27 protein-coding genes are annotated in these 26,673 nt (G+C 57.8%); 15 read left to right on the top strand and 12 right to left on the bottom strand.

The window, feature by feature from the left end:
- Positions 1-326 precede the first annotated feature (326 nt).
- Entirely contained in the window at positions 327-1,619 is a 1,293-nt protein-coding gene (gene serS, locus G560_RS0109995; protein WP_022704175.1) for a serine--tRNA ligase, read from the top strand.
- On the opposite strand, the gene G560_RS18985 is transcribed toward serS, so the two are convergent.
- Positions 1,594-2,118 (bottom strand): SRPBCC domain-containing protein, encoded by a 525-nt coding sequence (locus G560_RS18985; RefSeq protein WP_050525214.1) that lies wholly within the window; start codon positions 2,116-2,118, stop codon positions 1,594-1,596. The two genes, serS and G560_RS18985, sit on opposite strands and share 26 nt — an antisense overlap.
- A gap of 36 nt (positions 2,119-2,154) precedes the next feature.
- A complete protein-coding gene (locus G560_RS0109985) occupies positions 2,155-2,751 on the bottom strand; it encodes a lytic transglycosylase domain-containing protein (RefSeq protein WP_028913950.1) in 597 nt (198 codons plus the stop codon).
- 265 nt (positions 2,752-3,016) lie between these two features.
- Here G560_RS0109985 and ssb point away from each other — a divergent pair, with 265 nt between their 5' ends.
- From ssb to G560_RS0109955, 5 genes are all read left to right on the top strand, one after another.
- The gene (ssb, locus tag G560_RS0109975) at positions 3,017-3,535 is read left to right on the top strand and encodes a single-stranded DNA-binding protein (RefSeq protein WP_022704171.1); all 519 of its coding nucleotides are present in this window, start codon (positions 3,017-3,019) and stop codon (positions 3,533-3,535) included.
- Positions 3,536-3,687: 152 nt separating this feature from the next.
- Positions 3,688-4,050, top strand: coding sequence for an SUF system Fe-S cluster assembly protein (locus G560_RS0109970; RefSeq protein ID WP_022704170.1), 363 nt, complete (start codon positions 3,688-3,690; stop codon positions 4,048-4,050).
- 75 nt (positions 4,051-4,125) lie between these two features.
- The gene (locus G560_RS0109965; RefSeq protein ID WP_022704169.1) at positions 4,126-4,476 is read left to right on the top strand and encodes a HesB/IscA family protein; all 351 of its coding nucleotides are present in this window, start codon (positions 4,126-4,128) and stop codon (positions 4,474-4,476) included.
- Between the two features lie 147 nt (positions 4,477-4,623).
- Positions 4,624-5,370 (top strand): triose-phosphate isomerase, encoded by a 747-nt coding sequence (gene tpiA, locus G560_RS0109960; protein WP_022704168.1) that lies wholly within the window; start codon positions 4,624-4,626, stop codon positions 5,368-5,370.
- Between the two features lie 5 nt (positions 5,371-5,375).
- Complete coding sequence (locus tag G560_RS0109955; protein ID WP_022704167.1) at positions 5,376-6,548, top strand: cytochrome P450; 1,173 nt, start codon at positions 5,376-5,378, stop codon at positions 6,546-6,548.
- Between the two features lie 88 nt (positions 6,549-6,636).
- Here the strand turns inward: G560_RS0109955 and G560_RS0109950 are convergent, their stop codons facing one another.
- Positions 6,637-7,098: an Lrp/AsnC family transcriptional regulator gene (locus G560_RS0109950; RefSeq protein WP_022704166.1), complete on the bottom strand. Its 462-nt coding sequence runs from the start codon at positions 7,096-7,098 to the stop codon at positions 6,637-6,639.
- Between the two features lie 138 nt (positions 7,099-7,236).
- Between G560_RS0109950 and cobA the strand changes: the two genes are divergently transcribed.
- The 6 genes from cobA (at position 7,237) to G560_RS0109920 (ending at position 12,006) form a co-directional block, all read left to right on the top strand.
- On the top strand, positions 7,237-7,998 hold the full coding sequence (gene cobA, locus G560_RS0109945; protein WP_028913949.1) for a uroporphyrinogen-III C-methyltransferase: 762 nt from the start codon (positions 7,237-7,239) through the stop codon (positions 7,996-7,998).
- Positions 7,995-8,300 (top strand): DUF2849 domain-containing protein, encoded by a 306-nt coding sequence (locus tag G560_RS0109940; RefSeq protein ID WP_022704164.1) that lies wholly within the window; start codon positions 7,995-7,997, stop codon positions 8,298-8,300. The genes cobA and G560_RS0109940 overlap by 4 nt, the downstream gene beginning before the upstream one ends.
- Positions 8,293-9,963: a nitrite/sulfite reductase gene (locus G560_RS0109935; RefSeq protein WP_022704163.1), complete on the top strand. Its 1,671-nt coding sequence runs from the start codon at positions 8,293-8,295 to the stop codon at positions 9,961-9,963. The genes G560_RS0109940 and G560_RS0109935 overlap by 8 nt, the downstream gene beginning before the upstream one ends.
- Positions 9,953-10,702, top strand: a complete 750-nt coding sequence (locus G560_RS0109930) for a phosphoadenylyl-sulfate reductase (RefSeq protein ID WP_022704162.1) — start codon at positions 9,953-9,955, stop codon at positions 10,700-10,702. The genes G560_RS0109935 and G560_RS0109930 overlap by 11 nt, the downstream gene beginning before the upstream one ends.
- The gene (locus tag G560_RS0109925) at positions 10,699-11,109 is read left to right on the top strand and encodes a DUF934 domain-containing protein (protein WP_022704161.1); all 411 of its coding nucleotides are present in this window, start codon (positions 10,699-10,701) and stop codon (positions 11,107-11,109) included. The genes G560_RS0109930 and G560_RS0109925 overlap by 4 nt, the downstream gene beginning before the upstream one ends.
- A 66-nt stretch (positions 11,110-11,175) precedes the next feature.
- Entirely contained in the window at positions 11,176-12,006 is an 831-nt protein-coding gene (locus G560_RS0109920; protein WP_022704160.1) for a ferredoxin--NADP reductase, read from the top strand.
- A gap of 75 nt (positions 12,007-12,081) precedes the next feature.
- Here G560_RS0109920 and G560_RS0109915 read toward each other — a convergent pair whose 3' ends face one another.
- The gene (locus G560_RS0109915) at positions 12,082-12,750 is read right to left on the bottom strand and encodes a hypothetical protein (protein ID WP_022704159.1); all 669 of its coding nucleotides are present in this window, start codon (positions 12,748-12,750) and stop codon (positions 12,082-12,084) included.
- 261 nt (positions 12,751-13,011) lie between these two features.
- Here G560_RS0109915 and infC point away from each other — a divergent pair, with 261 nt between their 5' ends.
- Positions 13,012-13,506: a translation initiation factor IF-3 gene (infC, locus tag G560_RS0109910; protein ID WP_231575874.1), complete on the top strand. Its 495-nt coding sequence runs from the start codon at positions 13,012-13,014 to the stop codon at positions 13,504-13,506.
- 59 nt (positions 13,507-13,565) lie between these two features.
- Here the strand turns inward: infC and G560_RS0109905 are convergent, their stop codons facing one another.
- The 5 genes from G560_RS0109905 to G560_RS0109885 all read right to left on the bottom strand — a co-directional run bounded on the left by G560_RS0109905 (position 13,566) and on the right by G560_RS0109885 (position 18,857).
- Positions 13,566-14,561, bottom strand: coding sequence for a molybdopterin-binding protein (locus G560_RS0109905; protein ID WP_022704157.1), 996 nt, complete (start codon positions 14,559-14,561; stop codon positions 13,566-13,568).
- Complete coding sequence (locus G560_RS0109900) at positions 14,561-15,556, bottom strand: XdhC family protein (protein WP_022704156.1); 996 nt, start codon at positions 15,554-15,556, stop codon at positions 14,561-14,563. Before G560_RS0109900 ends, G560_RS0109905 begins: the two co-directional genes overlap by 1 nt.
- Positions 15,557-15,609: 53 nt before the next feature.
- Positions 15,610-16,869, bottom strand: coding sequence for a vWA domain-containing protein (locus G560_RS0109895; RefSeq protein WP_028913947.1), 1,260 nt, complete (start codon positions 16,867-16,869; stop codon positions 15,610-15,612).
- 73 nt (positions 16,870-16,942) lie between these two features.
- Positions 16,943-17,815, bottom strand: coding sequence for an AAA family ATPase (locus G560_RS0109890; RefSeq protein WP_050525213.1), 873 nt, complete (start codon positions 17,813-17,815; stop codon positions 16,943-16,945).
- 73 nt (positions 17,816-17,888) lie between these two features.
- The gene (locus G560_RS0109885; protein ID WP_231575873.1) at positions 17,889-18,857 is read right to left on the bottom strand and encodes a LysR substrate-binding domain-containing protein; all 969 of its coding nucleotides are present in this window, start codon (positions 18,855-18,857) and stop codon (positions 17,889-17,891) included.
- Between the two features lie 80 nt (positions 18,858-18,937).
- On the opposite strand from G560_RS0109885, the gene G560_RS0109880 reads away from it, so the two are divergent.
- On the top strand, positions 18,938-20,155 hold the full coding sequence (locus G560_RS0109880; protein WP_022704152.1) for an acyl-CoA dehydrogenase: 1,218 nt from the start codon (positions 18,938-18,940) through the stop codon (positions 20,153-20,155).
- Positions 20,156-20,335: 180 nt separating this feature from the next.
- Here the strand turns inward: G560_RS0109880 and dcm are convergent, their stop codons facing one another.
- The 3 genes from dcm to G560_RS0109865 all read right to left on the bottom strand — a co-directional run bounded on the left by dcm (position 20,336) and on the right by G560_RS0109865 (position 24,045).
- Entirely contained in the window at positions 20,336-21,199 is an 864-nt protein-coding gene (gene dcm / locus G560_RS18980) for a DNA (cytosine-5-)-methyltransferase (protein WP_269430465.1), read from the bottom strand.
- A 67-nt stretch (positions 21,200-21,266) separates the two neighbouring features.
- Positions 21,267-21,779 (bottom strand): hypothetical protein, encoded by a 513-nt coding sequence (locus G560_RS0109870; protein WP_022704151.1) that lies wholly within the window; start codon positions 21,777-21,779, stop codon positions 21,267-21,269.
- 49 nt (positions 21,780-21,828) lie between these two features.
- Positions 21,829-24,045 (bottom strand): hypothetical protein, encoded by a 2,217-nt coding sequence (locus G560_RS0109865; protein ID WP_022704150.1) that lies wholly within the window; start codon positions 24,043-24,045, stop codon positions 21,829-21,831.
- Between the two features lie 228 nt (positions 24,046-24,273).
- On the opposite strand from G560_RS0109865, the gene G560_RS0109860 reads away from it, so the two are divergent.
- On the top strand, positions 24,274-26,601 hold the full coding sequence (locus tag G560_RS0109860; protein WP_022704149.1) for a glycosyltransferase family 2 protein: 2,328 nt from the start codon (positions 24,274-24,276) through the stop codon (positions 26,599-26,601).
- The last annotated feature ends 72 nt before the right edge of the window (positions 26,602-26,673 follow it).

Here is a 26,673-nt window from a genome sequence, read left to right as displayed (position 1 = left end):
TAGTTCCAGCAACCGCACCGCCGCCGCCGCATTGTTGCGCAGATGGTTGGCGTTCCTACCCACGACCCCGCCACCCGCCCCGTAGGGTGCGCATTCATTGCGCACCACCGCCCCGCACCCCCGTAGGTCGGGGTTCACCCCGACTCTGCCCCTGCCGCAAACACCCCTGCGTCCGCGTTAAAATTTGGTTAACAAAAATCCTATTACCCCATAAATTCAACCTCTTACCAAAATGTCCGCGCGCGAACACCTGCGGTCAAAATTGCCCGTTCCCCTTTTCCCCATAATCGGGCATATCTAGCCCATCCATTTAAAGGGCCGAAAAAATGCACGATATTAAGATGATCCGAGACAACCCAGCAGCCTTTGATGCCGCCCTTGCCCGCCGCGGCATGGCCCCCCTCTCGTCTCAAATCCTTGAAATCGATGCTGCCCGCCGCGCCAAAATTCTGGCCTCCGAAACCGAAACCGCCGCCCAAAACGCCGCCTCAAAACAGGCAGGCGCCGCCAAAGGGGCCGGAAATGACGCCGAATTTGACCGCCTCCGCGCCTTGGTCGCCGATAAAAAAGCCGCCATCGCCGCCTTGAATGAACAGGCCGCGATCGAAGACACCCGCCTGCGCGACCTTTTGATGGGCATCGATAACCTGCCCCTCCCTTCGGTTCCCGATGGCAAATCCGAGGCTGATAACCTTGAGCTTCGCCGCTGGGGCACCCCCCGCGCGCTCGATTTCAAACCCTTGGAACACTACCAACTCCCCGCCGCCCTCCCCGGCCTCGATTTCCAAACCGCCGCCAAACTTTCCGGCTCCCGTTTCGTTGTCCTACGCGGCGCCATGATCCGCATCCACCGCGCCCTCTCCCAATTCATGCTCGACACCCATATCGAAGACCACGGCTTGAATGAGGTCTGGACCCCCGTTCTGGTAAAAGACGACGCCATGTTCGGCACCGGAAACCTGCCGAAATTCAGCGAGGACAGCTATCAAACCACCAACGGCTGGTGGCTGATCCCGACCTCCGAGGTCACGCTAACGAACACCGTCGCAGGCGACACCCTCGACGCCTCCCAGCTTCCCATCCGCATGACCGCCCACACCCAATGTTTCCGATCTGAGGCGGGATCGGCGGGTCGCGATACCAGCGGCATGCTGCGCCAGCATCAGTTCGAAAAGGTGGAAATGGTCAGCATCACCACCCCCGAAACCTCCCTCGCCGAACACGATCGCATGACCGCTTGCGCCGAGGCAATCTTGCAGAAACTGAACCTGCCCTACCGCGTGATGGTGCTTTGCACCGGCGATATGGGCTTCGGCTCTACCAAAACCCACGACCTAGAGGTGTGGTTGCCAGGCCAAGATACCTACCGTGAAATCAGCTCGGTGTCCGTCTGCGGCGACTTTCAGGCCCGCCGCATGAACGCCCGCTATAAACCCGCAGCGGGTGGCAAGCCCGAGTTTGTGCACACCCTCAACGGCTCGGGCCTTGCGGTTGGGCGCTGCTTGATCGCGGTGCTGGAAAACGGTCAGCAAGCGGATGGGTCAGTCGATCTGCCTGCCGCCCTGCACCCCTATCTACGCGGCAAAACACGGGTCACTCCAGCGGGAGAGTTGATCTAAGCCAATCCCCTGCGGCTAGCCCGCAGGCGGCCCTTAAAGCAGCTTTGGCACAGGCTTCCAATTGCGTGGCGGCAATGCCCCACCCGTCAAAGAACTCCATATCCTCATGCCTCTGGCGCAGCTCGGCGGTGCGGTGGCGGGCCATGGCGGTATAGCTGATTTTCCCATCGCCTGCATCCGAAAGCAGGATAATTACCGTCATGAACGAGTCCGGCGCTGGCTTCCAGCCTTCGGTGTAAGCATCAGTAAAGACCAGCTCTTGTTGCGGGATCAACTCCAGATAAACACCCTTGTTCTCGACCACATTGCGCCCCACATCAAAGATCGTGGTGAACCGCCCGCCAACCCGCAGGTCAATATCACATGCGGTCACCTTATGCGGAGCGGGAACAAAGAAATGGGAGATGTGCGCGGCTTGGGTCCAACAGTCGCAAATCACGACGCGCGGCACGGCCAGGATCCGGGTAAAGCTTAGGTCTGTTGCAGCGTCCAAGTCTATAATCCGACCTTGCAAAGGTTAGTCCCGCGAACCGAGTTAGCTGCCCAGAATGATACGAACATAGTTGCGGGTTTCTGCATAGGGCGGGATACCCGCATGTTTTTCAACGGCACCCGGCCCCGCGTTGTAAGCGGCCAGCGCCAGCCGCCAACTGCCGAATTTATTGTACATCATGCGCAAATAACGTGCGCCGCCCTCAAGGTTTTGATGCGGATCGTTAATGTTTACGCCCAATTTGCGCGCGGTCCCGGGCATAAGCTGTGCAAGCCCCGTGGCACCGGCATGGGATTGCGCCGATGGGTTCCAACCGGATTCCTGTTGAACCAGCCGCAAAAACAGGTCTTCGGGAATGGAGTGTTTGCGCGCAGCGGCCTTGGCCACCGCCAAATACTCCCCTTTGTAACTGCCACGAAACCTAGGAACAGTGGCATCTTTGGGCACCACAATCGGGTTCGGCTGCAAGCGTACCGAAGCCGAATACTGTTTGGATAAACGCGTATCAAGCAGCCGCGTCTGTGATTTGAACACCGCCTTGCGAGAGTTCGATTTACCAGACAATACAAGGCCTTCGGCAAGAACCGGACCAACCGATAGAATTGCTGTAATACAAATTATAAAAATTGCACGAAGCATGCGCTCGCCCTGAATCACCCCACCAATCCTTCGGATTATAGTTTAAATGGCCACAATAGCCAGCCCTTCACAGGCTTGCGGCGGTGCGTTGTTGGCACTGTTGGGGCGGATTGGGTCCATTTTGCGGCCCTTAAACATGGCGACCTTGTTGCGGCGCGGGGCGAGCAGGGATATAGCATTTGTTAACCAGTTTCGGCGAAGGTGCCGAAGGCGGGAACGGAATCAGGCACAGCCAAGACTGTGCATCACTTTGGCGGGGGGCCACATGGCTGGATCAGTAAACAAAGTTATCATCGTTGGAAATCTGGGCCGCGACCCCGAAGTGCGCACCTTTGGCAATGGTGGCAAGGTGGTAAACCTGAACATCGCCACGTCCGAGACATGGCGCGACAAAGCCAGTGGCGAGCGGAAAGAGCGGACCGAATGGCACCGCGTGTCGATTTTGAACGAGGCGTTGGGCGGGATTGCAGAAAAGTATCTGCGCAAAGGCTCGACGGTTTATATCGAAGGCCAGTTGGAAACCCGCAAGTGGCAGGACCAATCAGGTGCCGAGAAATACACGACCGAAGTGGTGCTACGCCCCTATCGCGGCGAATTGACCCTGCTTGGCGGTCGCAATGATGGCGGATCGGGCGGCGGGTCCGGCGGCGGATCGGGCAATGACGGCGGTTATGAAGGCGGCGGTTATGAAGGCGGCGGCTCTTCGGGAGGGTCAAACCGTGGCGGTGGTGCGTCTTCGGGCGGCGGTGGCCGGTCTGACATGGATGATGAAATCCCGTTCTAAGTACGATTTGGCCGGATGAAACGGAAAAAGGGGCCAGCCCCCCCCCGCGCGCCCTGCCCTTTGATGGTCAGGGCGCTTTCATTTGGTGCAACCTCTGGACGCCCGCAGAATAATTCCCTATATATTCAGTCAGAATAATACGTGAGGCCAAGATGAACCAACCACAGGACCGCATCGAAGGCACGCCTTTGATCAAGCCATCGACAACAGATCACCCGCTGTATGACCAAGTGGTCGAAGCATGTCGCACAGTGTTTGATCCGGAAATTCCGGTGAACATTCACGACCTTGGCTTGATCTATACAATTGAAATTTCTGATGAAAATGAAGTCGAAATTTTGATGTCGCTGACCGCTCCGGGCTGCCCCGTTGCAGGCGAGATGCCAGGCTGGGTTGCTGACGCGGTAGAGCCGTTGGCAGGTGTAAAGTCAGTCAATGTCGGCATGACGTTTGAGCCGCCTTGGGGGATGGAGATGATGTCGGACGAGGCACGACTTGAACTCGGTTTTATGTGAGCCTGTCATAGCGCCGGACTTGAGATTGCCGCCCAAATTCCTATATTGAAGATATCGATATAAAGGACGACCAAAATGTTCGGTATTCCCGGAAAAGCCGCAGTAACCCTGACCCCCGCCGCGACCAAGCAAATCGCGCGCCTTATGCAAAAACAAGGGTCGACCGGCCTGCGCATCGGGGTGAAAAAGGGCGGCTGCGCGGGTATGGAATACACGATGGACTATGTGACATCGGTTAACCCACTGGACGAAACGGTTGAACAAGACGGCGCGCGGGTGATGATTGCACCGATGGCGCAGATGTTCCTGATCGGGACCGAAATTGACTATGAAACCTCATTGCTCGAGGCGGGGTTCAAATTTCGTAACCCCAATGTGGCCGAGGCATGCGGTTGCGGTGAATCGATCAAATTTAAAGACGCGTGATCCGTTAAACCGTTTGGCGCTGTGCATGGGGCGAAAACCGAGCCTCCGGCGGAGGTATTTTGACCAAGATAAAATGCCACGGTTTGATCCGTTCCCAAAGCCTGAAATATCCCGTAAACCTAGTGAAACAGGTTTGGAGGGACGGATATGCGTAAACTGGCGGCTGGAAACTGGAAGATGAACGGCTCGGCTGCGGCACTGGCCGAGGTGAAGGCTTTGATTGCGGCCCATCCGGCAACAAGTTGCGATATGCTGTTGTGCCCGCCTGCGACATTGGTGGCGCGCATGGCGGAAGTGGCGACCGGATCGGCCCTGAGCGTTGGTGGGCAAGATTGCCACGCACAGGGTTCGGGTGCGCATACAGGCGATATTTCGGCGCAAATGTTAGTGGATGCAGGTGCTAGCCATGTGATCCTTGGCCATTCCGAACGCCGCGCCGACCACTTGGAAACGGATGCTTTGGTTCAGGCCAAAACGATTGCCGCCCAAGCCGCTGGTTTGACGGCGATTGTCTGTGTGGGTGAAACCGAGGCGCAGCGCGATGCGGGTAAGACGCTGGCAGTGATTGGCGGCCAACTTGACGGATCTTTGCCGCCAGATATGAATAGGCCAGATGCTTTGGTGATTGCCTATGAACCCGTTTGGGCCATTGGCACTGGCCGCACCCCCACTTTGGACGAAGTTGCCGAGGTTCACGCGCATATACGCGCCGCGGTTATCAATCGCTACGGGGCGGCGGCGCAGGGCATGCGGCTTCTCTATGGCGGGTCGGTCAAGGCGTCGAATGCGGCGGCGATTTTTGCGCTGCCGAATGTTGATGGCGCGTTGGTGGGGGGCGCAAGCCTGAAGGCCGCCGATTTTGCGCCGATTGTCGCGGCCCTGACCCAAGCGTGAACGCAATGCAAAGCCTGTCGCAATCACCAAACGATCCGGACTTTGTCCAGAATCCCTATGCGTTTTATGATCGTGCCCGCGCCGCTGGCCCGTTCTTTCACTGGCAAGAGTATGGCAAAACCTGTGCCACCTCTTACGCCGCCGTAAATGCCATTCTGCGCGACCGGCGGTTTGGGCGTGAAATACCTGCCGATCAGCAACCCGAAATCGCGCCGCACACTATGCCGTTCTATGCGGTCGAGGCGCATTCGATGCTGGAACTGGAACCGCCGCGCCACGCACGCCTGCGCGGTTTGGTCATGCGCGCCTTTACCTCACGTCGCATCAACGCGCTTGCCCCCGAAATTGCGCAACTGACCCATGACCTGATTGACGCCTTCCCCAAGGGTGATTTCAACTTGCTCCAACATTTCGGCCAGAGCCTGCCGGTGACCATTATCGCCCGCCTTTTAGGGGTCCCCGAAGACATGGGCGATGACCTTTTGCGCTGGTCCAATGCGATGGTGAAAATGTACATTGCTGGCCGCAGCCGCGCGGTTGAAGATGCCGCAGCCGATGCAAGCCGCGATTTTAGTACCTTTATGCGCAGCTATGTGGATGCGCGGCGCAACCAGCCTGCCGATGATCTGATCACCCATTTGATCGCCGCCGAGGAAGATGGCGAGAAACTTTCAACAGATGAGCTGATCACCACCTGCATCCTGCTCTTGAATGCGGGGCACGAGGCGACGGTGCACACCATCGGCAACGGCGTGAAAACGCTGCTTGAAACCGGCACCGCCATTGACGCAGCCCCGATCGAGGCTGTGGTCGAAGAGATCATCCGCTTTGATCCCGCGCTTCACATGTTCACCCGCTATGCCTATGAAGACGTAGAGGTGATGGGCCACGTAATCCCTAAAGGGTCCGAGGTGGCGCTGCTGCTGGCCGCAGCTAACCGTGACCCGGCCGCTTTTGACGCGCCTGATCAGTTCAACCCAAACCGCGCGGCAAAAGCAAACCTCAGCTTTGGCGCAGGCCTGCATTTTTGCGTCGGCGCCCCTTTGGCGCGGCTGGAATTGCAAGTCGCGCTGCCAATCTTGTTTGACCGCCTGCCAAACCTGCGGCTATCCACCCCACCCCGCTATGCGGATCTGTACCATTTCCACGGCCTTGAACGCCTGATGGTCACGGCCTGACCTGCTATTTCATCTTGGTAAAAATACCTTTGGGGGGTGAATTTGCCGTCAGGCAAAGAGGGGGGCAAACAGCCCCCCTGCCCCGCCTTTAGACAGGCAAAACCGTGGTCGACTTAATCTCTTCCATCGACAGCAACGCCGTCACATTGAAAATCCGCACCTCGGAAATCAGTGCTTGATAAAAGATGTCATAGGCACGCGCATTTTTGACCCGCACTTTCAGAATGTAATCAATATCCCCCGCCAGCCTGTGCGCCTCCAGCACCTCGGGCCGCTCTTGCAAGGCGCGCAGAAACTTGGCCTGCCAATCCGCCTCATGTTCCGACGTGCGGATCAGCACGAAGAAACAGGCCTCTAACCCCAACGCTTCGGCATGCAGCAAAACTGTTTGGCGCGTGATAACGCCGTCTTCTTTCATCCGCTTGATGCGATTCCAGACGGGCGTCTTGGACGACCCCACTTTGCGGGCAATTTCGTCTAAACTTTGCGCTGCATCATCTTGCAACTCCGCAAGGATTTTCCGGTCCATCTCATCCAATCGGGCTGCCATTCCAAAGATCCTGTGTTTAGCAGAACACCCATTCTGCGCTGCCTTATTATCGGAACATACGTCCTTATTGGCAAGGGTATATGGCGGAAATACGGGATAATGTTCTATATTGAGCAGGCGATAACCAAAGGAAAAGCCATGCAAAGCCTGCAAAACCCCAAAAGTGTTACCTTTGTCGGTGCAGGCCCCGGTGCTGCGGCCCATCTGACATTGGGTGCCTATCATGCCTTGCAGGCCGCCGAGGTAGTGATCCACGACCGGCTTGTCGGGCCCGAGGTGTTGGCATTGATCCCCTTGAATGCCTTGCGCGTAGATGTCGGCAAAGAGGGTTTTGGCCCGCAAACCAGCCAGAATACGATCGACGCCATCTTGGTGGCCCATGCGCAAACCGGCAAGCGCGTTGTGCGCCTTAAAGGCGGCGATTGCGGCATATTCGGGCGGCTGGACGAGGAAATGGAGGCGCTAGAGGCGGCGGGCCTGCGCTTTACCATCCTGCCCGGCCTTACCTCGGCCACCGTTGCCGCCGCTGAAATCGGCCAATCTCTGACACGGCGGGGCCGCAACACCGCGCTGCGCATTCTGACTGGCCATGACATCGCAGGTTTTGCCGATCATGATTGGGCAGGCATCGCCCGCACCAATGAGGTGACAGCGATCTATATGGGCAAGAAATCGGCCCGCTATATCCAAGGCCGTTTGCTGATGCACGGTGCCGCCGCCAATACGCCTGTGTCGATCGTCGCCAATATCTCACGCGCGGACCAACAGATCATCGGCACAACTTTGGCCAATTTGCCTGCAGCTGTCATGGCGGCCAATGGCCCCGCCGTGCTGCTTGTAGGGCTTTCGCCGCGCGCCGCCGCACGTTCCCTTTCCCAATTGCAGGAGGCCCAAGCATGAGCCGCGCATTTTCCCCTAAAGTTGTCACCGCCAATGACATGCGGTCTGGCGATGTGATCTATCTAACCGCTGACGACCAATGGTCGCCCCTCCACGCGCAAGCCGAGCTGATCGAGAATGAGGCCCATGCCCAGCTGCGATTGCTGGATGGGCAGCGCGCCAAAAATGCCGTCGGTGCCTATTTGGCCGACGCACGGCGCGGCACCAATGGCCCCGAACCTGTCCATTTCCGCGAAGCATTCCGCACCCGCGGCCCATCCAATTACCCCCACGGCAAGCAGGCAGAGCAGACCCATGTATAATTACACCGATTTCGACGACAGCTTCGTGCGCGCCCGCACTGCCCAATTCGCAGCCCAAGTCGACCGCCGCCTGTCGGGTGCGCTGACCGAGGATGAGTTCAAACCTTTTCGCCTGATGAACGGCGTCTATTTACAACTGCATGCCTATATGCTGCGGGTCGCCATTCCCTATGGCACCATAAACCCGCATCAAATGCGCACATTGGCGCAGATTGCCGATACCTATGACAAGGGCTATGGCCATTTCACCACGCGCCAGAACATTCAGTTCAACTGGCCCAAGCTGACCGATATTCCGGCGATCCTGTCCGATCTGGCCGATGTCGGGATGCACGCCATTCAGACCAGCGGCAACACCATCCGCAACGTCACCGCTGACCATTTCGCTGGGGCTGCGGCGGATGAGATTGAAGACCCCCGCCCCATCGCAGAACTGCTGCGTCAATGGTCCACGGATCATCCGGAATTTCAGTTCCTGCCCCGCAAGTTCAAAATCGCGATCACGGGGTCTTGCACCGATCGTGCCGTGACCCGCGCGCATGACATCGGGTTGCGCATGGTGCGCAATGCGGCGGGTGAGCCGGGGTTTGAAGTGATCGTTGGCGGAGGCCTTGGCCGTACACCATTTGTCGGCGCCACAGTGCGGAAGTTCCTGCCCAAAGCCGATTTGCTGCCCTATGTCGAAGCGGTTTTGTCCGTCTACAACATGCTGGGCCGCCGCGATAACAAGTACAAAGCCCGCATCAAGATCACCCTGCATGAAACTGGAAAAGAAGAGCTTTCTCGTCTGATCGAAGCGCGTTTTGCCGAATTGCGCCCGCTGTTTGGTGGCAATGATCAAGTCCTTTTGGCACAAATTACCGCGGCCTTTTCGACACCCGATTTGCGCAAGGCCGACACCAGCGCCTTTACCGCGTTTTACAAGGCGGACCCGCTGTTTCGCTCTTGGGCCGACACCAACATTGCGGCACATAAAAACCCCGATTACCGCATTGTCACCATTAGTTTGAAAAAGCACGGGGCGACCCCGGGCGATGCCACATCCGCCCAAATGCGCCTGATCGCCGATCTGGCCGAGCGTTTCGGCCATAATGAGATCCGTATCAGCCACGAACAAAACGTCATCCTGCCGCATGTTCATCTGTCGGACCTGCCCAACCTGCACGCCGCTTTGCGTGGTTCGGGGTTGGAAACCGCAAATGTCGGCCTGATTTCCGATATCATCGCTTGCCCCGGCATGGATTATTGCGCGCTTGCAACCGCGCGGTCGATCCCTGTGGCCCAAGACATCGCCACGCGTTTTGATGAACTGAAGCTGGAACATGACATTGGTCCGCTGAAAATCAAAATCTCGGGTTGCATCAATGCGTGCGGGCATCACCATGTCGGCCATATCGGGATATTGGGATTGGACCGCGCAGGCGTAGAAAACTACCAAATCACCCTTGGCGGCGATGGCTCGGAAACCGCAGTCATTGGCGAACGCGCTGGCCCCGGCTTTGCCTACGGTGAAATCGTGCCTGCGATTGAACGCATTATCGCGGCCTATCTCGAAAAGCGCACGGACCCTGCCGAGACGTTCTTGCAGGCCTACCGTCGTCTTGGCCTTGGCCCGTTCAAAGCGGCCCTTTACCCCGACGAGGCAAAACGCGATGCCGCTTGATGGGCGTTTTGGTCCTGTGGAAACTCGCGTGGCTGGGCTGAATGCCCGCTACAAGTACCATGGAGCAACGGCGGTTTTGGAACATGCTTTGCGCGACCGTGATGTTGGTCGCGTGGCGCTTGTGTCCAGCTTTGGCGCGGAATCGGTGGTGTTGTTGCATTTGCTCTCGGTGGTGTCACCGCATACGCCTGTGCTCTTTATCGACACACAAATGCTGTTCCCCGAGACGTTGGCCTATCAAAAGACACTGGCCGAGAAGCTTTATCTAACTGAAATTCGAACATTATCTGTCACTCCCGACCAGATTTTAGCGCAAGATCCGCAAGGTAATTTACACAAATCGAACACTGACGCATGCTGCGCCTTCCGCAAAACTGCAGTGCTGGAATCCGCCCTGTCAGGTTTTGACGCTTGGATCACCGGTCGTAAACGCTATCAATCCGGCACCCGCGCGGATGTTGAATTCTTTGAGGCGGATGGCGATGCACGGCTGAAAATCAACCCTTTGGCCCATTGGTCGCCCGAGGACTTGCAAGACTACATCATCAACAACCGTCTGCCGCGCCACCCGCTTGTGGCCCAAGGCTATCCCAGCATTGGCTGCGCGCCGTGTACCAGCCCCGTCAAACAGGGCGAAGATCCACGTGCAGGACGTTGGCGTAACACGACAAAAACCGAATGTGGGATCCATTTTATCAACGGTAAAATGGTCCGAAAATCAGCAAAGGACGCAGCATGAGCACGATCGTCACCGACGCAGGCTTTCACACTGAAAACCCGATCCCCGCCTTCACCTCGCTGGCGCAACTGCCTTTTCACGAAGGCGCCATTGACCTTGCCAACACCGACGATCCCACAGCCCTTGCGCCCTATCTGGATGACCTGCGCCTGATCCGCATCGACTTTCCCAGCTTTGCCGATGGGCGCGGCTTTACCCTTGCGCGGCGCTTGCGAATGATGGGGTTCAAGGGCCGCTTGCGCGCGCGCGGGCATGTATTGGCCGATCAATACGCCATGGCGCGGCGTGTAGGCTTTGACGAGGTGGAAATTAGCGATGACCTTGCGGCGCGCCAACCTGCCGATCAATGGCTGGCCCGTGCCGATTGGCAGGCCCATGACCATCAGTCACGGCTGCGGGCCAGCTAATCCCTTTCCCCTGATACAGATCAAAGATAAACAAAGGATACCGGTTTAAGGCCGGATGAATTGCACATGACCGAAGGCCTGACCGTGACCGAATTAGCCCCTAAACCCGCCAAGCCGCATTTGCCCGATGCGCAGATCGTAACGTCCGTTAAACATTGGACCGACAACCTGTTTTCGTTCCGCGTGACACGGCCGCAAAGCTTGCGCTTCCGGTCGGGGGAATTTGTGATGATCGGGTTGATGGGCGACAACGGCAAACCCTTGCTGCGCGCCTATTCCATCGCCTCGCCAAATTGGGATGAGGAGCTGGAGTTTTATTCGATCAAGGTGCCGGATGGTCCACTGACCAGCAAGTTGCAACATATCAAGGTGGGCGATGAGATTATCTTGCGCCCCAAGCCCGTGGGAACGCTGGTGCATGACGCGCTATTGCCGGGAAAACGGGTATGGTTCTTGGCAACGGGCACGGGCCTTGCCCCCTTTGCCAGCCTGATGCGCGACCCCGAAACCTATGAAAAATATGACCAAGTCATCATGATGCACACCTGCCGCACGGCGGATGAGCTTGAATATGGCCGCCAACTGGTCGAGGAACTGCACAATGACGAGCTGATCGGCGAGATGGTCGCAGGCAAGCTGCGCTATTACCCCACAACCACGCGCGAAGAAACAGCGCAGATGGGCCGGATTACCGACAACCTGACATCGGGCAAAGTGTTCGACGACCTTGATTTGCCACGGATGAATCCTGCCGAAGACCGCGCCATGGTGTGCGGGTCGCTGGCGTTCAACGTCGATGTCAAGGCGGTGCTGGAAGGGTTTGGCCTGCGCGAAGGGGCCAATTCAGAGCCGCTGGAATATGTGGTTGAAAAGGCGTTTGTCGGTGATGGAATTTAACTAACATCTTAAATCTAAACATTAAAAAAGCCGCGCAAACTATTGCGCGGCTTAATTATTTTAAAGCAAAGCAGATCAAAGACCCATTGCCGCTTTCACTTGATCCAACACACCTTGCAGCAAAAGAGGGTTGCCAGCAGCCGTATCAACAGCCGACTTCAATGTTGCCTTGGTGGCATCATCCAAGGAAGACCCATCAATCATCGCGCCCACTTTTGCAGCGTCAAAGTTTGCAGCATCAAGCAGCTTGCTCGGGTCCATCGCATCAGCAGCAGCTGTTGCTGTATCAGCAGCTGTAGCCGCAGCATCAGCAGCAGCTTTTTCGGCAGCGTCAGCGGCTGCTTTTGCCTCTTCGGCCACTTTAGCTGCAGCTTCTTCAGCAGCCTTCATCGCCGCTTCTTCCGCAGCTTTGGCTTCTTCTGCAATCGCAGCAGCCTTTTCTTCGGCAGTCATTGCAGCTTCGTCAGCGGCCTTTTTGGCAGCTTCCTCAGCGGCTTTCAGCTCTTCTGCGGCTTTCGCAGCAGCCTCTTCAGCTACTTTAGTCGCGGCTTCTTCAGCAGCTTTCATTTCTTCGGCAGCTTTTGCAGCAGCTTCAGCAGCCGCAGCTTCAGCCGCTTTTGCTTCTTCTCCAGCCTTCATTGTGGCTTCTTGTGCCGCTTGCTGTGCTGGTACATAGCTGAACTGGTAATAGCCAAGACCTGCAGCCACTATTACGGCGGCGCCCAAAATCACACTTTTATTCATCTTTAATCTCCCATTGCCCGTCTCACAGTGACGGTTGCGGCGGTTACATGACAGAAACGTAGTGAATTGGAAAGAGTTTGCTGCACAGCAGCACAGGTAAAGGCATGTTTCCACCGAAAGGTGTTGAACAACCTGTGCGACGGGTCTATTTTGCACTGCGTAGGGGGGGAATACCCTTGCATCGATATCAATGAAAGAAGGAAGCAAACCATAGCCCGCAGACCCCACAACGCCCCGCCGCAACGCGAAACGGGCCCCCGTGTGAATGACCGCATCCGTGGCCCCGAGATCCGTTTGATCGGTGCTGATGGCGAAAACGTAGGCGTCGTGACGCCGGCGCGCGCCATGGCTATGGCCGAGGAGGCAGGGCTTGACCTTGTCGAAATCTCGCCGAATGCGGAGCCGCCGGTCTGCAAGATCATGGACTTTGGCAAATTCAAGTATGAGCAGCAAAAGCGTGAGGCAGAAGCCCGCAAAAAGCAGCACATTATTGAGATCAAGGAAATCAAGTTCCGTCCTGGTACGGACAAGCATGACTATGACGTCAAAATGCGGTCGGTGCTGAAGTTTCTGGGCGAGGGCGATAAGGTCAAGGTGACCCTGCGCTTTCGGGGCCGCGAAATGGCCCACCAGCAGCTTGGTTTGGAACTGCTGAACCGTGTGGCCGATGATGTGATCGCCGAAGAGGCCGGTAAGCTCGAAAGCTTTCCAAAGCTGGAAGGCCGCCAGATGGTGATGATGATCGGGCCAAAGTAAGCCTGCGTCATTCAAAAATTCAAAAGGGGTCGCAAACGCGGCCCCTTTTTTGTCCCAAATCACCCTTCGCGCGGCTTCGGCCTGCTGGGGATCTCCTTTAACAATCCACCTATCCCCATCGCCGCAATGTCGCGCCCCGTCACGGGCACACCACACATCACCCTCTCCAGCACCCAATCCGCCCCGTTTAGTGCGGGCGATTTGGCGCAACCTGGCAGGCCTATCACTGGTACGCGGCCTAACCGGCCAATGAACAGCAAATTTCCGGGGTCCACGGGCATGCCGAAATGCACCACCGCTCCCCCCGCCTGCCGCAACGCCGCAGGGGCCGTATCGCGCAGGTCGGACGTGGCAGATCCGGTCAGGATCAAGATCAGATCGGCCTCTCGCACCGCTCTCAGTGCTGCCGCCAAATCTGCCATCCGGTGCGCCACGACCTGCTTGGGCGCAAGCGTGCCGCCCAGCCGCGCAACACGGTCAGCCGTGACACTGTGCCCCTTGGTCCCGTCTTCATCCGCGACCGCCGTCTGTATCAGCACAACACGACGGCGCACAGGCGGGCAAACCGCAATCGCAGCCGCGCCCAATGCACAGGCCCGCGCAAGCCCGTCTTGCGGCACGGCATAGGAAATGATTTTGATTGTACCGACCATGCCACCCACCTCGACGCGTTGCCATTGTGGCACCGTGGCAAGGGTGATCATTGGTTCAGTTGCGTTCATCCGATGAATAGCGCGGGCATTCAAGCGCACAATCCCCGGCGATGCCGCAAGGATATTCACGCGCCCCGTGCCCATCGGGCGCAGCACCAGCCCCGCCGTAACTGCATCCGGCACCAAAGCGCTGGCAATGGCCAAGGCGGCCGCATCCTCATGCACATCCTGTGCCCCCAACCGCGCCACAGTGACACGCGCAATGCCAGCGGCGGCCAATTGGCCCAGCGCGTCCACATCCAGCACAATTCCTTTACGCAGGCGTTTGCCGTTTGGCAAAGCCTCGGAATGCGCCAAGATCGCGCCTTGCGCTTGGGCCAAAGGGACCTCTCCAAACTCCATCAGCGTTGCCGCAAGGTTTGGGTGATCTGCGCCATGATCGACACAGCGATCTCGGCAGGCGATTTGGCCCCTATATTCAGGCCCACGGGCGCGTGGATCCGCGCGATTTGATCCGCTGTCAGCCCGCTGGCGGTCAGTCTTTCCACGCGTTTGGCATGGGTACGGGTCGACCCAAGGCTGCCGATATAGAACGCCGGCGTCCCGAGTGACGACAGCAGTGCCGGATCATCCAGTTTGCTGTCATGGGTCAGTGTCACCACGGCCGTGCGTGCATCAGGCACAATCGCGGCCATCGCCTCATCTGGCCAATCTTCCGTTATCGTTTCGCCCGGAAACCGTGTTTGTGATCCAAAGGCCCCGCGTGGGTCAATAAGAATCGGGTCATAACCGCACGCCCGCGCCATATGCACCAAGGCTTGCGCAATATGCACAGCCCCCACTATCACCATGCGCAAGGGTGGGTTATGGACTGCGACGAACCAGCCATCCTCTTCCAGCCCTGAACGATCGCTGCGCATCCGGTCAGCAACCACGTCTGAAAGCGCATCACTGGGTCCGCTCATCAATCGGCGTTCAAATGTCTCCAGATGGGTCAATACCACCACCGGCTGACGGACCGCCCTTGCCGTAACCAAACCCTTTAAAAGCACGGGAGAGAAAGCCCCCGCAGCATCGCCGACAGGTTCCACCAACACCCGAATGGTGCCACCACAGGCAAGCCCCACGGCAAAGGCATCGGCATCGGCCACGCCAAACGTCAGCAGTTTCGGCACACCACAGGCCAGACACTCGAGCGCCTCATGCACCACAGCAGATTCGACGCAGCCGCCCGAAACCGATCCCATCATCGCGCCGTCCCCTGCAATTGCCAATTGGCTGCCAACAGGGCGCGGGGCAGATCCCCACGTCTCAATGACTGTCGCAAGCACAGCACCTTTACCCTGCCGGTGCCAAGCCAGAGCGATTTCGGGAATGTCGTCATATGTGGTCTGCATAATCTTGCGTCTCCTTGTCCTGATCCTATCCCAAAGCCGCAGGCAGGTCGCTGTTATTTTTCGCGTATCATCGCCAACAACCGCGCCTTTTCACCCCCATCATTGGTCTGGGAAATTGCCACCCCCAGTTCTTCAATCGACGCAATCGAATGGCCTGCGCGAAAGCTGTCGACATGCGGCAGCATCGCCTGAATGCCTGCCGCGCGTGGCGCGAACCCGTCCCAGCGCAGCAAAGGGTTAAGCCAGATCAAACGACGGCACGACAGGTGCAACCGCTCCATCTGCCGCGCCAAAACGGTCGTATCATCACGGTCCAGCCCGTCGGTGATCAGCAGCACTACCGCACCTTGCCCCAGCACACGTCGCGACCAGTCACGATTGAAATCAGCCAAACACGCCCCGATCCGCGTGCCGCCCGACCAATCCTGCGCCTGCGCACCAGCGGCGGCCAAGGCGGCATCAACATCACGCATGGCAAGGTGGCGGGTAATGTTGGTCAGCCGGGTGCCGAAGGTAAACCCGTGCACCTGTGACCAGCCTTGACCACGAGCATTGGCAACCGCGTGGATAAAATGCAGAACCAGCCGTGAATATTGCGCCATAGACCCCGAGATATCGCAAATCACCACCAGATTTGGCCAGCGCTGCGCGGGCTTGCTGCGGGCCAACTTTGAGACCTCCCCCCCTCGGCGCATCGCTGCGCGCAAGGTAGCGCGGGCATCTATGCCTTGCCCAATATGGCCCGAGATATGGCGGCGGGTGGTAAGCGGCTTTATCGGCAGCCGCAGCTTGGCCAACATCCGCTTGGCCTCGGCCACCTCGGCCAGGCTCATCTGTTCGAAATCCAATTGGCGCAACCGTTCGGTCGCCGACATGGTATATGACGCATCGATATCAACTTGGGTTTCAGGCTCTTCGCCCTCAAACTCTGGTATTTCGGGCTGGGCGCCATCCAACAACGCCTCGGCCGCGCGCTTTTGGGACGGCGTCGCAAGCTGGTCATCTTGCGCGCCGCGTACCGCAGGCAACATCAGCGACATCATATGCTCTAGATAGCGCGGATCGCGCCAGAACAACCGGAACACTTGGTGAAACACCACGCGATGTTCGGGGCGGCGTACGAAACAAGCATTCAAGGCCCAGTAAAAATCGGCACGATTTGTGAAACCCACTGCCGCCACCGCCTGTACAGCATTTGCGGTGTGGGCAGGTCCAATGGGCAAGCCCGCCTTGCGCAAAGCACGGGCGAAATGGGCGATGTTCTGCGCCAGCTTGCCGTCATCAGGAATAGGCAGGTCGGGGTATTGCATCAAACGGAACGGGCGCCAAAGGCGGGTGGCCAGCCTCCCGCACCCCCCGGGATATTTGGATCGAAAAGAAAGGGGGTCATTTTAACAAAGGTTCTTTGCGAATCTCGTCCAGCAGCTTTTTTGCCTCGGACCCTTGGATTTTTTGAATGTCATCTTGGTATTTCAAAATGGCACCCAGCGTGTCCGAAATAACCTCGGGTGTCAGGGTGATTGTATCCAGTGCAAGCAAACACTTAGCCCAATCAATCGTTTCGGCCACACCTGGTTTTTTGAACAAATCTTCACCGCGCAAGCGCTGGACAAAGGCGACAATCTCGCGGCTTAGGGCCTCATTTGCTTCGGGTGCCCGGGCGGCAAGAATGGCAAGTTCGCGGGCCGCGTCTGGGTAATCGACCCAATGATACAAGCAACGGCGTTTCAGCGCATCATGCACCTCGCGCGTGCGGTTTGACGTGACAATCACAATAGGCGGCTCGGGCGCTTTGATCGTGCCAAGTTCGGGGATCGTTACTTGGAAATCCGACAGCGCCTCTAGCAAGTACGCCTCAAACGGGGCATCGGTTCGGTCCAATTCGTCAATCAGCAGAACGGGCGCGCCACCAGCCTGCGGGCGCATTGCCGCCAAAAGCGGGCGCTCAATAAGATAGTCCTCGGTAAACAGCTCGGCCCGCAATGCATCACGATCGGCATTGCCCCCCGCCTCGGCCGTGCGGATCGCGATCATCTGGGCGGCAAAGTTCCAATCGGCCACGGCTTGGGCCGCATCCAACCCTTCATAGCACTGCAACCGGATCAGGCGGCGGCCCAAGGCCGTAGCAATCACCTTGGCAAGCTCGGTTTTGCCAACGCCTGCCTCTCCTTCCAGAAGCAAAGGCCGCCCTAGCTTCAGCGCCAAGAACACCACCGTGGACAGCGCGCGGGCGCTGACATAGCCCTGTTCGGCCAGCATCGCCTCGGTTGCGTCTATGCTTACTGGAATTGCCGTCACATCTGCCCCCTGCGTTCCAGTCACCAAACCAACCCTAAGGCGCGCGGTCAAGCGAAAGCCTGCCCGATTGCGGTTGCGGTGCATTTTGCTGGACCATGTCGGTCAATATCCAGTTCCTGAACTGCCGAAAGGCCACAATATCAAGACTGCGCTGCGGGTAGGTCAGCGCATAAGGCGTATCCGAGGTCATGGACCGCGCAGATGCAAGGCGCAGCGCCCCAGTGGCCAGATCGGGGGTCACAAAAGTCTCGGGCACCAAGGCCAACCCAAGGCCGGCCCGTGCCGCAGCCAGAACCATGCCAAATTGTTCAAATCGAGCGCCACGCAGAATGGTGATCGGGTCAAGCCCTGCATTCAAGAACCAATCAAGCCACAGGTTGGGACGCGTCGCCTGTTGCAACAAAGGCAATTTTGCCAAATCGGCATCATCCAGCATTCCTGCCTTGGGCAACAGATTCGGGGCGGCGACAACAACCAAACGCTCTTCGGATACGACATCCATAATCGCCCCGCGCAAGGGGCCTTGGGCGCGAATGATCGCCACATCCCTTGGGTCGCGTTCGAAATCCAGCGGGGTCAGTGTGGCCGTCATATCAAACGTCACCTCGGGCGCAATTACGGCAAAGTTTGACAGTCGCGGGATAAGCCACATGGCCGCAAATGTGGGCAAAACCGCAAGACGCAGTACGGCGCGGTGCCCGCCAAAGGACATCACGGTTAGCGCCGCACGGTCCAGATCGTCCAGCATCCGTTCGGCCTCGGGCAACAGCGCGCGGCCTGCATCCGATAGCACGAGACGTTGGCGTATGCGGTGAAACAAGGCCACACCCAACCTCGCCTCTAGCGTGGTCAGCGCGCGACTGATGGCGCTTTGTGTCAGGCCAAGCGCCGCTGCGGCACGCGTGGCGGTGCCAGTGCGGGCGGCTTGAACAAAGGCCTGAAGTTCGGGCAAGGTGGGTGTGTAGGCGTGACGCATGAGGAGTAGTTTATGCGCAAAGCTCATCAACTTGCAAAGCTATTTCATTTGAACGCCAAGGGTTTTGCGGCTATTCACGACCCAAACAATAGAACTGGAGCTGCGCTATGGATAAGCCACATTTGAAAGCCAAAGATGCCCCCGATCTGGGCCGTTTCGATTGGGAAGACCCCTTCCGGCTGGATGATCAGCTGACCGAAGAAGAGCGGATGCTGAGGGACGGGGCGCGGGCCTATGCGCAGGAAAAGCTGCAACCAAGGGTCACGGCGGCGTACCGCGAGGAAAGCACCGATCCGGGTATTTTCCGCGAAATGGGTGAAATGGGCTTGTTGGGCGTGACGGTCCCCGAGGAATACGGCGGGATTGGTGCGTCTTATGTGGCCTATGGGTTGGTCGCGCGCGAAGTGGAGCGGGTGGATTCGGGCTATCGGTCGATGATGTCGGTGCAATCCAGTTTGGTGATGTATCCGATCTATGCCTACGGGTCCGAGGCGCAGCGCAAGAAATTCCTGCCCAAGCTGGCATCGGGCGAGTTTATTGGCTGCTTTGGCCTGACCGAACCGGATGCGGGGTCCGACCCTGCGGGGATGAAAACCGTCGCGAAGAAAACCGCGAATGGCTATGTTTTGAACGGCGCCAAGATGTGGATTTCGAACTCTCCCATCGCGGATGTTTTCGTGATCTGGGCCAAATCGGACGCGCATGGCGGCAAAATCCGCGGCTTTGTTCTGGAAAAAGGCATGAAGGGGCTGTCGGCGCCGAAAATCGCGGGTAAGCTGTCGCTGCGGGCCTCGATTACAGGTGAAATTGTGATGAAAGACGTGGAAGTGGGCGAGGATGCCTTGCTGCCGCATGTGGAGGGGTTGAAGGGGCCGTTTGGCTGCCTGAACCGCGCCCGTTATGGCATTTCTTGGGGCGTTTTGGGCGCGGCGGAATTTTGTATGCATGCGGCGCGGCAATATGGGCTGGATCGCAAGCAGTTCAATAAACCGCTGGCCCAGACCCAGCTTTATCAGCTGAAACTGGCCAATATGATGACCGATATCAGCCTTGGTTTGCAGGCCAGCCTGCGGGTTGGAAGGCTGCTGGATGAGGCGAATGCGGCACCGGAAATGATCTCTATTATCAAGCGGAACAATTGCGGCAAGGCGCTGGAAATTGCCCGCCATTCACGCGATATGCACGGCGGAAACGGGATCCAAGAGGATTACCAGATTATGCGCCATATGGTGAATTTGGAAACCGTGAATACCTATGAAGGCACCCATGATGTGCATGCCTTGATTTTGGGCCGCGCGGTCACGGGGTTGCAGGCGTTTTTCTAAAATCAGGCATCCCGCCGGATGCAAATCTGGCGGGATGTTCGCGCGCGGACATTTTTTTAACACACTGAAAAGGCTTTATAATCCGATTTTTGTTAACTGAATTTTAACGCGGACGCGACCTGCAATATCACTTTGCGGCAGGTGTAGGACTGGTGAGCAAAATGCACACCCTACGCTTGCTTACTGGCCCACCGCACGCACCCCTAGATGGCGCGCATCAATCGCGTCGAGTTTGGACAGCATTGCCTGTGCAACCACCCGCACAACTGGCACGGGCACGGCATTGCCAAACTGCTTGTAAGCGGCGGAACGGGTGGGGTTTGGGATAAATGTATCGGGAAACCCCTGGAGCCGCGCACATTCCCTTGGCGTAAGCAGCCGTGGGTTTTTGCCAGGCTGCGGCACCAAACATTCCTTACCGTCTTTGTAATAGCGCGCAACGATGGTGTTTGACAGCCTGTCCAAATCGGCCTCGAACGCCGTGAACCCCACACCCCTTGCAAGGTTTGCAGCCGTTCTGCGCTGATGCCCCGCCCAACTGCGATCGGACAATGTGTATTTCGCGTCTACTTCGGGCTCCAACGCCAACCGCAAGGGCAAGGGCAAGGGCGGGCCTGATAAATCGGGAAACGTCATCTGCTCCCCCATATCGGCATCCCGAAAGGCGACCATAAAGCACCGCTTGCGGCGCTGGGGGACCAGCGTTTCAGCGTTAAGAATCTGCCAAGACAAGACATAGCCCAGATCACCAATCACCCGTTTCAGCACGTCAAACGTGCGACCACGGTCATGGCGGACAATGTTGCTGACATTTTCCAGCAACAAGGCCTTGGGCTGTTTGATTTTAACAATGCGGGCAATGTCATAAAACAACGTACCTTGGGTTTCATCCAACAGGCCGTGTTGCCTGCCAAGCGCATTGCGGGCGGAAACACCGGCCAAACTGAACGGCTGGCACGGAAACCCCGCCGCCAGCACATCATGATCGGGGATCTGGCTGGCGATTATGCTGTCGGGACGATCAGGCGACGTGATTGCGCGGATGTCCAGAAAACTGCCCTAAAGCCGCGTTGCAACCACAGCTTTGATAGCCCCCATAGGCCAAACAATACTAAATCGTTTTCGCAGCAGGCAAATCTGGCGCATGCCCGTTTATGGCGGCTTGATAGGCCTCCTCTGCCCCATGGTCAAAACCGTTTTGCATATCGAATGGCGCATTCCGGCGCGCGGCATTCAATTCGGCATCTTCAAAACTGCCGATCCAAATCTGGTTCTGCCGCTCAAATAGAAACCACATATCACCGACCCTCGGGCTGAACTCTCCTTGGGTAAGGTGGAGCTGCAACGCGTCTTTTGTCGCGTCTGGATAGTGAATGTTCAGCCTAACCGCATAGCCCGTAGGAAATTTCCGAAAGCTGAAAGACGTCTGTTCGCCCCGCTTTTCGGCCTCGGCCAAAGACCCGATTGGCAGTATCGGATGATATTTCAGCAAAAGGTCGCGTTCGTGTTTGGCGACGGTCAGTTGGCGTTTCGTTGCCTCGTCTTTTTCGGTGATCCGAGAGCCTGCACCGCTGTCGGATTTGAAAAACCTGTTTAGGCCAGCGTCGAATATGAAGTCGTCCAAGTGAATGCTCCTGCGCCTTTGGTTGCCTGTTTTGGGCCTGTTGCGGGCCTTACATTTCCTCCATCGCCTTGCGGATATGGCGGTTGTCGCCGCGCGTTAGCACCCAACGCCCCATGCGGCGGGCGAGTTCGGGGTGGCCTTTGTCGATCGCGCGGTTGAACAGCTCTTTTTGATAGCGGGCAAAGGTTTTGCGGGCGCGGAGTTTTTGGTAAAAATCGGCCTCGGACAGGGTGCCGTTCAGCGCGCCAAGGGTGACGGACGAGAGGATGCCCATTTGCTGCAAGCTGGACCCAAGGCGGTGGCCCATCAGCGGCGCACGCAGTTTGACCACGTTTTTGGCGGTAAAGCGGTTCACATGGCCGCTGTCCAAGGGTTCATACGGGTCATAGATCAGCGTCACGCGGCCCGCCTTGGACGAAACTTTGGCCGCATCGCCGTATTTGCCGGTGAAATCGCGGTCCCACGCGGTTTTATAGCGGGTCTCGAACGGGACGAGTTTTTTGTCCAGCGTCGATTGCGGGGAAATCGCCACGACATCGGCCCCCGGGCAGGCGGCGGCAAAAGCGCAAGCGCCATAGCCGCCCATCGATGCGCCGTAAAACACCACGCGTTTGAATTTCTTGAAAAAGCCCTTCTTTTTCAACTCATCAAACTGTTTGTAGACCCAAGGGTCGCGAAACCATGTCCAGCCTGCGGCGGTGACGCCCAGCATCGACCAGCCTTGTTTTTCGATGAAAGCAAAGCCCCAAGGGCGTTTGTCTTCGCGTTTTTCCATTGCGATATCAAGGTTGTCAAAAGTGACGACCAGCGTGTCAGAGCGTTTGATGAACAGCATCGCATGGTCGCCGCCATCACGGTAAAACCCGTCTTTGCCCGCCAAACCCGTGGCGATTTCGGCCCAGTTTTCTTCGGGCTCGGGCGGCTCTGCCTCGGCCTTGGCGGTGCCGTTTGCTGTTAGCAAAACGCGGTGCACGTCGGTGCCCGCATCATTGCGGCTGGACAGCTGCGCGGTGGTGCCGCGTTTTTTCAGATAGGGATAACCGCCCGAGCCTTTGCGGATATCGGTCAGCAGAAAGCCTGCGGGGGCGAGGCAGAGGTCAAGCATGTCGCCCAAGGGGTTGATTTTGTTGACATCGCCAAAGCCGTTGAGGTTGGACACCAGTTGGGCAGGCAACAGATCATCAGGTTTGGCGACGACCCTGATTTGGTCAAAGGGCACGCCATGTTCGGTCAGGAACTGGCGGTAGGCGCTGACCCAGTCGGACGGCGTTTCCATCCAGCGGCCTTTGTGGTCGACATCGATCAGGTCGATCGGGCACAGCCATTTGCCCCAAGCGGCCAAGGCGACCGCCTGCCCCGTGCCGCCGATATCGGCAAAGCGCTGCACCGCGCCTTTTGGCACCGCGTCGACCAGCCCTGCATCAAACACATGCCGCCCACGGCCTTTGATCGGGGCGGATGCGGGGTCGATGTTATGTTGAACCAAAAGGTCGGCCATATAGCTGCCTTCGGGGGGCAAGCCGCCGTGGCGCAGGCCCAATTCACGCTTGTTCGACGCCCAAAGGTGCAGGGCCGTGGTTTTAGGCGAGAGCAGCCCTTGGACCACAGCCGTGCGGCGCATGAACTTCAGACGGTCGGGAAAGGGGATGGGATAGAAGGCTTCAAGCGGTTGGACCTTGTTCAATATCTTATGCTTATGCGCGAAATGGGTGACCATCAGCGGCCCCCAAACGCCCCAAGGCTGTTGGCTGACATGGACAGGCGTGCCAGCGGCGGCGGCGGCGCGGTAGTCATCTTGCTGGCTTTGTTTCAGGAAGGGGGGGATCGCGTGGCGATCTTGCATAAAGGCCAGCATATCGGTCAGGATCGGGCTGCCCACGGGCAGGCCCAGCACAGCATTGTTCACCCGTTTTTCGCCTGGCAGTTCAAAACCCAGCACATAGTCGCTGTCGTAATCCATCGGGCGGTGGCAATAGACATCGGTATCCACCCAAATCATGCCTGGGTTTTGCTGGATCATGTGGATGCGGAAATAATCGGCAAACAGTGCAAAGCTGTCTTTCTTCTCATACTTGATAAAATCATCGGTATCGAGGATGTCGCGCCCGTCGCGCCGGATCACGCCATCAGGGACATTGGGGATATCTTCATAGGAAAACAGGGTGATTGTTTGGCCCTGGTCGACAAAGCTTTTCAGGCAAAGCTGTTCCATCCAGCTAAGGCTGCCGCCGATCCATAACGTACCAACTTCGCGTGTCCGTGCCATTTTTACTGTCCTACGTCTTGATCACTTGTCATTTTATCGCGCTTTTGGCCGCCAGCTTAGCCCATCATTGATGTTTGTACAGAAACAGTCGGGCGAAATCATGGCTATTTTTCCACGCTTTAGAAAAAATGCGCAGGACAGTTTGCTTGGCCCAAACGCTGCGGCTATGATGCCCGCAAGTGATAAGGGCGGCGCAAGACCGCCCGTAAGGGGTAAGCGGAGCGAATTATGGGCAAGTATCCCAAGAAAACCCAAGGTGAGGCGGATCACGTGATCCACCGGACCCTTGGCGCAAGGCGGCTGGACCAAGACGGTTTGGGCCTGCTGTTGGATTGTGTGCGCATTGGTCCGAACCGTGTGCATGTGTTTTTCGGCAATGATACCAAGATTGCCAAATTCGCCGCCGATCCGGTTGCAGGCAGCGCCTTGCCGCTGGATTTGCGCGATGTGTCGGGGTCTGCGATGATTGCTGTGGAGACGCAAGGCCGCGTGGTTTTGGCGCTGCGCGATGGTGCGCCGCTGGAACTGGACGCGACCGCCGCCGAACACGACCATCTGGCAGGGCGCAATTGCCTGTTCGGGTTCCGGATCGAGGAAAGCCCTGCCCAAATTGCCGCTTGGCTGGACTATCACGCCCGCCATCATGGGGCCACCGGTGCGGTCATCGTGAACCGCGTGCCGAACCCCGACCCTGCCCGCTGGGCAGCCAAACTGGCGGCGGCAATCGCCAAAGCGAGTGACAATGGCGCAGCGTTCGATCTGAAGGTTGTTTTGCTGGATTGCCCTGTGCCCTTGGGCAAAGCGGGTCTTGGCCCTGAAAACCACCCCTATCTAGCCCCCGATGCCCCCGGAAAGGACCGGATGGAGGTGCCCGCCCCCGATGCGTGGCGCGCACCATTGGGTGAGGGTTTGATGTTTGAAGTGGTCAAATGGCGGTTTTTGGCCACGGCGCGCGCGGTGCTGACGCTGGATGTGGCCGATATTCTGGCCCCGGGGCCGCAAGGGACCGCAGGGCCAAACGCCTTTGACCAATGTGTCGAGGCGAAAAAGGGCGTGGTTTTCCTGGCGGGCCGCCGGATTTACCCGTGGCGTGTGCGCAACAACCAAGAAGCGCAGTTCGGCGACCATATCTGCGCGCCGTTTGATATTGGCAAACCCACGATGCGCTGGGGCGTGGCCCCCGAAAAGGCAGGCTTGTCAAACACCTGGCGGATGCTGCGGGTGGCCTATTCCAACCCCGACCCTGCAACCGCCATTCCGTTTTACCGTGCGATGGCGATCAAGGTGCCGGGGCGCAATGCGTCCGAACTTGCCCCCAAAACATCATTGGTCGAAGATGATGCGCTGCTGGCGATGGCGGAAGGGATTTTCGCCCATAAGCCCGTGCGCGCGCCTGTGTCCAAGATGAAACCGGCACCCAAAGCCGCGATCAAAGCAGGGCGCACGGCGATTGTGACGACAATGAAAAACGAGGGGCCGTTTATCCTTGAATGGTTGGCCTATCACCGCGCGATCGGGGTGGATGATTTTCTGATCTATACCAATGATTGCACCGATGGCACCGATACGATGCTGGATATGCTGCAAAAAAAAGGCATTGTGCAGCATAGGGTTAACCCCTTTGTACCCGGTGGGGACCTGAAACCCCAGCATGCGGCGTTACAGGCGGCCGAGCAGGAACCCATCATGCAAAACTGCGGTTGGGGCATCTGCATGGATGTGGATGAATTTATCAACATCAAGATCGGCGATGGCACGTTGGATGCGCTGTATAAGGCGATGGGCGAGGCGAATATGATTTCGCTGACATGGCGGTTGTTCGGGAACAATGATGTGCATGAGTTCGAGGATCGGTTCTTGCTGGACCAGTTCACCGCCTGCGCGCCCGAGGTCATTCGCAAGCCGCATCAAGCCTGGGGGTTCAAGACCCTGTTTCGCAACAGCGAGATTTACAAGAAACTGGGCGTGCATCGGCCCAAAGGCTTGGTGCCCGACCTGTGGGATCAGGTCAAATGGCTGAACGGGTCGGGCAAACCCCTGCCCCGCACGATGTTTCGCAATGGCTGGCGGTCTACGCTGGAAACCTATGGCTATGATTGGGTCAGCCTGAACCATTATGCCGTGCGGTCGGCCGAAAGTTTCTTGGTGAAACGCGACCGTGGGCGGGTGAACCATGTCGACCGTGACCAAGGGCTGAATTATTGGTTCCGGATGAACCATAATCTGGAACAGGACCGCAGCATTCAGCGGATGATCCCTGCCTTGCAGGCGGAATATGATGCGTTGATGGCCGATCCGGATATTCGCGCAGCCCACGACCATTCCTTGCGCTGTCACCGCGCCAAGATTGCCGAGTTGCTGGAGACGGAGAACTATCAAAATTTCTATGCCGAGTTGACGGGCCCGCGGATGGAAACCCTGTGCAAGTTGCAGCAGCATTTCGGGTCGGCGGTGTTTTCGGCGGGGCCTGCGGTGATACCTGCGGATTTGCACGAACGCGACCTTGCGCCCGATTTTTTCTTTACGGTCGAGCATACGGGCGAGGCGGAACATTGACGCGCAACGCCATCAGCGGGTTTGGGTGCGGGCGCTGGATTGAGTATTTTTGCAAAGATGAAATGGCAGGGG

This window comes from Pseudorhodobacter ferrugineus DSM 5888 (genome assembly GCF_000420745.1).
GTDB lineage: Bacteria > Pseudomonadota > Alphaproteobacteria > Rhodobacterales > Rhodobacteraceae > Pseudorhodobacter > Pseudorhodobacter ferrugineus.
This window is presented reverse-complemented; position numbering and strand designations above follow the sequence as displayed.

Excerpts from the sequence above, each read along its gene's own strand:
- serS (WP_022704175.1), top strand. The coding sequence starts at position 327 with ATGCACGATATTAAGATGATCCGAGACAACCCAGCAGCCTTTGATGCC.
- G560_RS0109985 (WP_028913950.1), bottom strand. The coding sequence starts at position 2,751 with ATGCTTCGTGCAATTTTTATAATTTGTATTACAGCAATTCTATCGGTT.
- ssb (WP_022704171.1), top strand. The coding sequence starts at position 3,017 with ATGGCTGGATCAGTAAACAAAGTTATCATCGTTGGAAATCTGGGCCGC.
- G560_RS0109970 (WP_022704170.1), top strand. The coding sequence starts at position 3,688 with ATGAACCAACCACAGGACCGCATCGAAGGCACGCCTTTGATCAAGCCA.
- G560_RS0109965 (WP_022704169.1), top strand. The coding sequence starts at position 4,126 with ATGTTCGGTATTCCCGGAAAAGCCGCAGTAACCCTGACCCCCGCCGCG.
- tpiA (WP_022704168.1), top strand. The coding sequence starts at position 4,624 with ATGCGTAAACTGGCGGCTGGAAACTGGAAGATGAACGGCTCGGCTGCG.
- G560_RS0109955 (WP_022704167.1), top strand. The coding sequence starts at position 5,376 with ATGCAAAGCCTGTCGCAATCACCAAACGATCCGGACTTTGTCCAGAAT.
- G560_RS0109950 (WP_022704166.1), bottom strand. The coding sequence starts at position 7,098 with ATGGCAGCCCGATTGGATGAGATGGACCGGAAAATCCTTGCGGAGTTG.
- cobA (WP_028913949.1), top strand. The coding sequence starts at position 7,237 with ATGCAAAGCCTGCAAAACCCCAAAAGTGTTACCTTTGTCGGTGCAGGC.
- G560_RS0109940 (WP_022704164.1), top strand. The coding sequence starts at position 7,995 with ATGAGCCGCGCATTTTCCCCTAAAGTTGTCACCGCCAATGACATGCGG.
- G560_RS0109935 (WP_022704163.1), top strand. The coding sequence starts at position 8,293 with ATGTATAATTACACCGATTTCGACGACAGCTTCGTGCGCGCCCGCACT.
- G560_RS0109930 (WP_022704162.1), top strand. The coding sequence starts at position 9,953 with ATGCCGCTTGATGGGCGTTTTGGTCCTGTGGAAACTCGCGTGGCTGGG.
- G560_RS0109925 (WP_022704161.1), top strand. The coding sequence starts at position 10,699 with ATGAGCACGATCGTCACCGACGCAGGCTTTCACACTGAAAACCCGATC.
- G560_RS0109920 (WP_022704160.1), top strand. The coding sequence starts at position 11,176 with ATGACCGAAGGCCTGACCGTGACCGAATTAGCCCCTAAACCCGCCAAG.
- G560_RS0109915 (WP_022704159.1), bottom strand. The coding sequence starts at position 12,750 with ATGAATAAAAGTGTGATTTTGGGCGCCGCCGTAATAGTGGCTGCAGGT.
- G560_RS0109905 (WP_022704157.1), bottom strand. The coding sequence starts at position 14,561 with ATGGAGTTTGGAGAGGTCCCTTTGGCCCAAGCGCAAGGCGCGATCTTG.
- G560_RS0109900 (WP_022704156.1), bottom strand. The coding sequence starts at position 15,556 with ATGCAGACCACATATGACGACATTCCCGAAATCGCTCTGGCTTGGCAC.
- G560_RS0109890 (WP_050525213.1), bottom strand. The coding sequence starts at position 17,815 with ATGCTGGCCGAACAGGGCTATGTCAGCGCCCGCGCGCTGTCCACGGTG.
- G560_RS0109885 (WP_231575873.1), bottom strand. The coding sequence starts at position 18,857 with ATGAGCTTTGCGCATAAACTACTCCTCATGCGTCACGCCTACACACCC.
- G560_RS0109880 (WP_022704152.1), top strand. The coding sequence starts at position 18,938 with ATGGATAAGCCACATTTGAAAGCCAAAGATGCCCCCGATCTGGGCCGT.
- G560_RS0109865 (WP_022704150.1), bottom strand. The coding sequence starts at position 24,045 with ATGGCACGGACACGCGAAGTTGGTACGTTATGGATCGGCGGCAGCCTT.
- G560_RS0109860 (WP_022704149.1), top strand. The coding sequence starts at position 24,274 with ATGGGCAAGTATCCCAAGAAAACCCAAGGTGAGGCGGATCACGTGATC.